Origin of the sequence: Vibrio sp. V12_P9A6T4 (genome assembly GCF_963874835.1) — a bacterium.
GTDB classification, from domain to species: Bacteria; Pseudomonadota; Gammaproteobacteria; order Enterobacterales; family Vibrionaceae; genus Vibrio; species Vibrio anguillarum.
Genome location: NZ_CAWNJO010000065.1, coordinates 19,354 through 27,179, shown reverse-complemented (window position 1 = coordinate 27,179; position 7,826 = coordinate 19,354). Strand labels below are relative to the sequence as shown.

Below are 7,826 nucleotides of genomic sequence, written 5' to 3'. Positions count from 1 at the left end.
GGGCTGGATAAGCCTAGGCAATGACGAACAATATAAAAGACACTATACCTTAATTTGCAATAGCAGCCAAAATAATAAAAACTCACGCGTGACAATTTTAAATTAATATTCAATATATCCTTTGTCAGCTGGCATTTAATTAAAAACATATAAAGGATATAACCATGAATTCACGTAAGTGGAAACACGAACTACCGGCTTCTATACAATCTAGAATTGACTATTTTATCAATGATTTGATTAATGAAAATGCTAACGGAAAACACCTAGTACTGGGGAAAAGGCCAACAAAAAACGACATAGTGTTACAAAGTAATGATTATTTAAGCTTGGCTGATCATCCATTAATTAAAGCACGGCTGAAAAATGCCATCGATAAAACACATGATAGTGTTTTTATGTCCGCTATTTTTCTACAAGATGAAGAGTCTAAACCTTCATTAGAAACGAAATTTGCAGAATTTGTAGGCTTTGATAGTTGCCTTCTTTCTCAATCAGGATGGAATGCTAATACAGCCTTGTTGCAAGCCGTGTGCGGGCCACAAAGTAACGTCTACATTGACTTTTTTGCTCACATGTCAATGTGGGAAGGTGCTCGCTATGCTAATGCCAATATCCACCCATTCATGCACAATAATTGTGATCATTTGCAAAAACTGATCGCTCGACACGGCCCAGGGCTCATTGTGGTTGATTCGATTTACAGCACTATCGGTACTGTTGCACCACTCACCGATTTGGTCACTATCGCCAAAGAGTATGGATGCGCCATTTTAGTTGATGAGTCGCATTCACTTGGCACACATGGCGAAAAAGGTGCAGGACTTGTCAGTGAATTAGGGTTAACAGCAGAGGTTGACTTTATTACAGCTAGCCTTGCGAAAACATTCGCGTATCGCGCTGGCGCTATTTGGGCGAATAATAATGTGAATCACTGCATCCCTTTTGTGGGTTATCCCGCTATTTTTAGCTCAACTATTTTGCCTTATGAAGTCGAAGCGTTAGAAGCGACATTGGACATTATCAAATCAGCCGATTCTAAAAGAACTCAGTTGCACCGCAATGCACACACACTGCGTCGTGGACTAAATAGTATAGGGCTAAGCGTACGAAGTGAGTCCCAAATCATAGCGCTAGAAACCGGAGATGAACGAAATACAGAAAAAGTTCGCGATTATTTAGAAGAGAATCAAATATTTGGTGCTGTTTTTTGCAGGCCTGCCACTTCAAAGAATAAAAACATTATTCGGCTTTCGTTAAATAGTAATGTCACTGACTCACAAATTGACACCATATTAACCGTGTGTGAAAGGGCCCAAAATGATAGCAGTCTCTATTTCAAGTAAGTCACGCATCGACATACTAAACCAATGGTGCAATCTCAAATAAGAAGGATAAGGTAAGGAATAACCCTAGGGTTTACCTAGGGTTATTAAATCCAGTGACTTAATTTTTTTAACAATAGCGTTTTATCCGCTGGTTTTAAAACGTAATCATTCATTCCTGATGTACGGATTTTTTCTATCGTTGAAGGGCTATTGTCACCCGTGTGCCCAATAATAGGCACTTTACTGTAAGAAGCGGTGGATGAACGGATAGATAAAGTGGCCGAAATACCATCCATAATCGGCATTTCAATATCCATTAACACCAAGTCAATTGAATTATTGGCCAACATTTGTAATGCTAATTCCCCATCGCTCGCTTGCAGTACTTCATACCCTTGCTTTTCTAGCAACAGAGCGGTGAAGCTACGTAAGGAGTGGTTATCATCGACCAACAAAATTCGTTTTTCATAATCATATTGTTTTAACGGGATAACATTTTTATCGGCAATAAGCTCTTCCGTTTCAAAGAGTAGTTCATCAATAATCGCTGATCCATCCAATAACAATTTGTGCTTTTCAATTGGGTAAATGGTTAAATGACGCTCCATCGTCAGCGCGTAACGCTGATTTTGGTCATATAAATAGCAAACTTTTGCTTGTGTAAAATGCAGTTTAGGTTCCAGTTTGGTTAAGTAATCCGGCGTTTCATCCAACGTTTGCAGATCCACAAAGATCAGATCAAACTCAAATTCAAACTCTTCTCGACGCAAAGTACTCTCAGGCTCTAAGACATTAAGCTGGAAACCAAGATAGAACGATTTCTCACTGAGATAACGATTCACTATGCTCGTTTTGCCAATATAAAGCAGAGATTTCGCCTTCATTAGATCAAGTTTAATATTAGCAACGGCTTGCGAATCATACTCGGGAAACGTTAAGGTAAACTCCGTCCACTCTCCAAGTTCAGAACGGCAGATAATATCCCCTCCAAAAGCATGCATTACTTTACGGCAAAAGGGTAACCCCAGACCATAGCTGCCATTTTTACCGAAGGTATAAAAGTCTTTAAAAATATCGTCTAGCAAATGAGGTTCAATACCAACACCATTGTCTTTCACTGTAATTTGGTGGCAATTCTCACTTGATTTCAAGGTGATTTGGATATTAAACATATCGTTATTTTGATAGTAGAACGCATTCTTGAGTAGATTGTAGAGCACGTATTTTAACAGTGTACTGCTGCCTAAAAAATCAAAGTCATCCACCACCTTAAGAGTCACTGCCTGCCTGTCTTCTGGTCTTTTATAAGAAAAACTGCGCAGTGCCTCTTCTATAACAGGCTTTACAGCATGCTTTTTAAAGGTCGATGTTGAGACCCTATTTTGATCAATCGAGGTTAACAGCAAATCAATGGTCTCATTACCGGAGCGAATGACTTCATCAGCATCTCTTAATAGCCCAGCAATCAGCTCTAAATCTTTAGACGGTAGCGTATAAGATTCTGATTTGGATGCCGTAGGATTGGGCAATACTGAACCCATTACTTCAATTGACGCTTTTAACGCACTTAATGGATTTCTCATTTCATGCGCAATCCCTGCGCCAAAAGACTTGGCAATCGACACCTTCGCTTCATGTTCAATTTGGTTACGAAAATAGAACAGGTTGCCAAAAATGTAAGTAAATAGAAAAATCGGTACGTACGGCCATTCCACCATCACTCGCAGTTCCGCGTCCATTACGCCATAAGTCACAAAGTAAGCACATACTAATGCAATGGCGGCTTGAATCAGCATGACTTTTGTTTCGTGGACTAAGAGGATATGGAGGAAAATAGACGCCATGAACGACATCGCCCAGATCGTTGACCAATCGTTCATCAGCATCATGTAGCCAAAGAAGAATGGCAAACAAAATCCTATTGAAAACAAGTAATAGTAAGGTAAGTAGTGCTGTAAATGTTTCGGCGTTGAATTGCGAAAAATAATCCCCGCAAATAAAATGGCGCAAATCGCCCGTAACTCCATACTTTCATAAGGTTGTGGAAAGAGATAAGTCCACACGTAATAATAAAGGGGAAAACCAATGAACCCCATCCATCCCACAAGGGTGAGGTTCGGCTCAGCGTACTGGTATATTTTTTTTACTACGTCCATGCAACCTTACCAAACTGATACATTCATTTTTATAATCATCATTATGCATAACCTGGTCTTTTAAAACGCCGAAGTGAGTCACACTCGCCACGCTATGCTTATTAATAACTAGCACAAGATAACCTACATTCCCATTCATTATGCAACAAGTCTTATTGAACTGCCGTTGTTTCTCGCCACATCGACATCAATGCGTAAGGCTATTTGCTCTTTCAGCTCGCTCACGTGAGAAATGATGCCGATCGTTCGGCCTCCTTGTTGTAAGTCGACAAGGGTTTGAATCGCCAAGTCCAATGACTCAGGATCTAAACTGCCAAAACCTTCATCGATGAACAGTGTATCCAGTTTAATACCGCCGCTGTATGATTGCACCACATCCGATAAACCCAGCGCTAATGACAACGCCGCCATAAAAGATTCACCACCAGACAAGGTCGCCACATCTCGCCATTTTCCGGTGTAGCCATCTTCGACCATCAGATCAAGCCCTGAACCCACATTACCTTTGGCGCGATCTTCTTTACGCTTGAGCAGATAACGCCCCTTACTCATGATCTGCAGCCTCATTGAGGCTTGGATCAGCACATCATCTAACAGCACGCCAAGAACAAAGCGGTGTAAACTCACTTTAGCGCCTGTTTTGCCGTTGGCGATATCGCTCAAAGTCCCAAATACTTGATACTCTTGCTCTAAGGCTTCATTTTTTATATGTAAAATAGCGATTTTTTCTTTCACACTGGTTAAGGCATCCATTTTAGACCGTAACCTGCTCCATTGATCCAGTGCGCTTTGCTGTAACATGGCTACAACCTCGACCGCGCTTGCATACTCAGCAAGATTGGGCTCACTTTTTTCACTCAGCTCACTGGCTAATGTTTGAAGCTGAGCGTTTAACGTCGTACTTCTTTCGTCAAATTGTTTGATCTGCTTTTCAAGCTGCTCGATCTGCTGTGAAGATAAACGTGCCTGTAAATAGTGCTCAGTATCGTCGAACTGGCTCTCAATCAGTGCACTGTGCCACTGCTGCTGTGACTGCGTAAACGCATTTTGCCAATGTATCTGGTGTTCGACCGCCGCCGCCAACGCCGCTTTCGCACCAGAAAAATCGGCGTTCGCTTGATTGAAGCGCGCTTTGGTTTCCGCATCTAAATGGTTGAGATTGGCCAATTGCAGCTCTAACTGGGTTAAAGATTGGTGCAAATGCAAACTGTCTTGATACAACTCCGGGATCCCTTGGCTTAAGGCAGAAACTTCAGTCTGCTCTTTGGCAACCGTCAGGGTGGCCTGTTCGACTTTATGCTGCTGCGTTTCAGCATTTTGCTTTGCTTGTGCTAACTGCAGTTCTAATTTTGCCAATTGTTGAGCTAATTGCTCTGGATTGAGCGATTCAAGATGAGCAATGGAATGTTCAAGATCGCTTTGAGCTTGCTGCAGTTGCACTAAACTTTGCGTATTTCCAGATAATGACTCCCTCAAACTTGCCATCTCTTGCTCAAGCCGTGCGTATTGGGTCGCTCGCAGTTGTTGCTGCTTCAGCGCTTCTTGCTCTGTGGCCAGTTTGTTTTGCTGTATCGCTCTCGCCTGCTGCACTTGCGCCTTAGTCACCGTTTCTCCGGCATAACGCGCTAATTTAGGATGATCGCAACTGCCACACACCGGGCACTCGTCGCCTTGATCCAAGGTTCGAGCCAGCTCGGCGGCTTGGTTGGTGTGCCAAATCAGCTCTAATTTATCGGCTTGCTGTTTCGCGTCCAATGTCGCGCGCTGCGCCAACTCAAACTGCTGCTGACTATAGCTCAGTACAGCTTGCTCTGTGGCTAAACGCTGTTCAAGCTGCTGCAGCTTTAATAAGCGATCAATCTGCTGTTTGATGGTTTCAAGCTCTAAGCGCTGGCCTTTTAACTCAGCCAACTGCTGGCTAACTCTTTCGCACTCTTGACGCTTAAGCATAATTTGCTGCTCAAACTGCTCAACAGCGGTGCGCAAGTTGTGGCGATTTTGCGTCGCGAGCTCCACTTCACGTAAGGCTTGTTGCAGCGCTTTTTGATGATGTTCTCGCTCAACAAGCTTAGTTTTGATTAGGTTTAAGTCATAAATTTGTTGCATCAGATTCGGCACTATTTTGACTTTTTCTGCCGCGTCTTCTTGAGCCACTTTAGCTTGTTGCCACTGCTGTTGTGACTGTGTAAGCGCTTGTTCTTTTTCGACTTTTGCTTGGTTGGCCGCTTCTAACTGACGTTGTGACGATTGTAATTCGTAATAGGGTGAATCTAAGCGCGTAGCTTGCAAGGCTTGATGCCTTTGAGCTTTTACCGCATCGATGACTGACGATTGTGCATCGTGATCGGCTTTAAGTTGCACGAGTTGACGCTGCTCTTGAAATTGTTTAGCAAGGGTTTGCGCCGCCTTTTGCTCGCTGCTCGCTGCATCAAACCTTTGCTGGGCATCTAGGTACGCGGCGTGAGCGGCCGTTAATTGGGGTGACAGCTCAGCAATACACGTTTCAAGGTGTGACTCGCTAGTTGCGTTCACGACATCCAATGCGCCTTTAATTTGGTGATCAAATTCTTCTTTCGCTTTGCGGATCCCCGCCGCTTTCTCAAACAGCGCTCGTTCAATTTGGCTATAAATGTGAGTTTGAAACAACTGACCAAAGATTTGCTCCCGCTCTTTGGAGTTGGCAGTCAGTAATTCACGAAATTTCCCTTGGGGGATGACCATCACTTGGCGAAACTGTTTTACATCTAAACCGATCAATTCCACCATGGCTTTACCGACGGGATTGGGTTTGTTAGCAAGCAATTTCATTTCACCATCGACCCATTCAAACAAGCTCGCGGCATGGGATTTTTTTGTTGAGCCTTCACCGCGTTTTTTCGGCACTTCTTGGTCGGGCGAGCGATCAACTTGGTAGATTCGCCCGCCAAGCTCAAACTGGTAGCTGATTTCGGTGAGCGTGTGCGGGTCCGCGTAGTCGCAGCGCATTTGATCACCAGTACGCTCACTGCCTGTCGTTTCACCATACAAAGCGTAGCAAATGGCATCGAGCAGTGAACTTTTGCCCGCTCCGGTTGGACCATTAATCAAAAATAGCGGCGAGGCTCCCAAGGCGGTAAAATCCACCACTTCTTTATGAGCAAAGGGGCCAAATGCTTGCAGAGTCAATTGTATTGGACGCATTAGACTTGGGCTCCCGGCTTTAGTGCTTGAATGACGTCGATCACCGCTTGCTCTTGCGCTGCGGTTAACGCTTCTTGCTTAGCTTCTAAGAAAAAATCGCGGAACATATCCACCTCACCGCGTGCCAAACGTGCACGCCCCATTGCTTGATCAACTCCCACCAACATGCCCGGTTTTTCTAAATGCAGTACGTTGGGGTAGGATTGACGCAGTTTTTCCATCGGGTCCAGTATCGCGTGTTTGTCGGTAAGACGAACCAACAGATAATCGTGGTTGTGTGGGTCTGTTTTGCCTTGCTCTATGATCTCCAGCAACTCACCTTCAATAATACGCATGCTATGAGGAGCAGTCAGTGGCACATGCGTGGCGCTGGCAAAACCTTGTTCATCAAATTCAACCAAGGTCGCTCCTTTCTTGTGGTGCTGCTCTGAAAAGCTGTATTTCATTAGAGAGCCAGAGTAACGGATATACTCTTCCCCCTTTTTCTGCGGTTGGTGCAGATGGCCGAGCGCAACATAATCAAAAGGTACAAAGTGTTGATGACTGACACGATCAGAGCCGCCAATGGACAAAGGACGTTCAGAGTCAGATTCGATAGCGCCATCAACAAAGCAGTGGCCAATCATAACGTGACGTTGTGACGGATTCCACTGCGATATAATCTTCTCAATAAGGTATTGATGGGCTTCATCATGGCTGGTTACGGACTCTCCAAAGTGGTGGCGAACGACTTCAGGGTCGTTATAAGGCATACCATAAAATGCCACTTCACCAGCAGTGGCTGATTTTAGCACCACAGGCTGCATCATCTGTTCAAAATTGCTAATAATGTGCAAGCCCGAGTGTTGCATCTGCTTGGCCGCAAAGCCTAAACGCTTCGCCCCGTCGTGGTTACCGGGGATCATAATTAAGGGGATGGAAAGCTCGTTGCACACCCGGTTGACTATATCATCCATCAATTCAATGGCTGCAGTCGGTGGAACTGAACGATCGTAGATATCTCCGGCGACGATTAAAGCATCCACCCGATTACACTGCAGATACTCAATCAACTGATTGAGTACTGCGCGCTGATCATCCAATAAAGAAACGTTGTGAAATTGTCGACCGAGATGCCAGTCAGAGGTGTGAAGAAACTTCATTCCAACCCTAAAAATATCGA

The 7,826-nt window shown here is 44.2% G+C and carries 4 protein-coding genes; 1 reads left to right on the top strand and 3 read right to left on the bottom strand.

Features of this window, described 5'->3' with window-relative positions; translation table 11 throughout:
* Positions 1 to 164: 164 nt before the first annotated feature.
* Positions 165 to 1,346 carry an alpha-hydroxyketone-type quorum-sensing autoinducer synthase gene (gene cqsA / locus AACQ42_RS11075; protein WP_094165909.1) on the top strand — a complete coding sequence of 394 codons (1,182 nt, stop codon included), beginning with the start codon at positions 165 to 167 and terminating at the stop codon, positions 1,344 to 1,346.
* Between the two features lie 86 nt (positions 1,347 to 1,432).
* Here cqsA and AACQ42_RS11070 read toward each other — a convergent pair whose 3' ends face one another.
* The 3 genes from AACQ42_RS11070 to AACQ42_RS11060 all read right to left on the bottom strand — a co-directional run bounded on the left by AACQ42_RS11070 (position 1,433) and on the right by AACQ42_RS11060 (position 7,806).
* The gene (locus AACQ42_RS11070; RefSeq protein WP_094165908.1) at positions 1,433 to 3,484 is read right to left on the bottom strand and encodes a hybrid sensor histidine kinase/response regulator; all 2,052 of its coding nucleotides are present in this window, start codon (positions 3,482 to 3,484) and stop codon (positions 1,433 to 1,435) included.
* A 138-nt stretch (positions 3,485 to 3,622) separates the two neighbouring features.
* The gene (locus AACQ42_RS11065; protein WP_094165907.1) at positions 3,623 to 6,664 is read right to left on the bottom strand and encodes an SbcC/MukB-like Walker B domain-containing protein; all 3,042 of its coding nucleotides are present in this window, start codon (positions 6,662 to 6,664) and stop codon (positions 3,623 to 3,625) included.
* On the bottom strand, positions 6,664 to 7,806 hold the full coding sequence (locus tag AACQ42_RS11060) for an exonuclease SbcCD subunit D (RefSeq protein ID WP_029388470.1): 1,143 nt from the start codon (positions 7,804 to 7,806) through the stop codon (positions 6,664 to 6,666). The genes AACQ42_RS11065 and AACQ42_RS11060 overlap by 1 nt, the downstream gene beginning before the upstream one ends.
* Between the last annotated feature and the right edge of the window lie 20 nt (positions 7,807 to 7,826).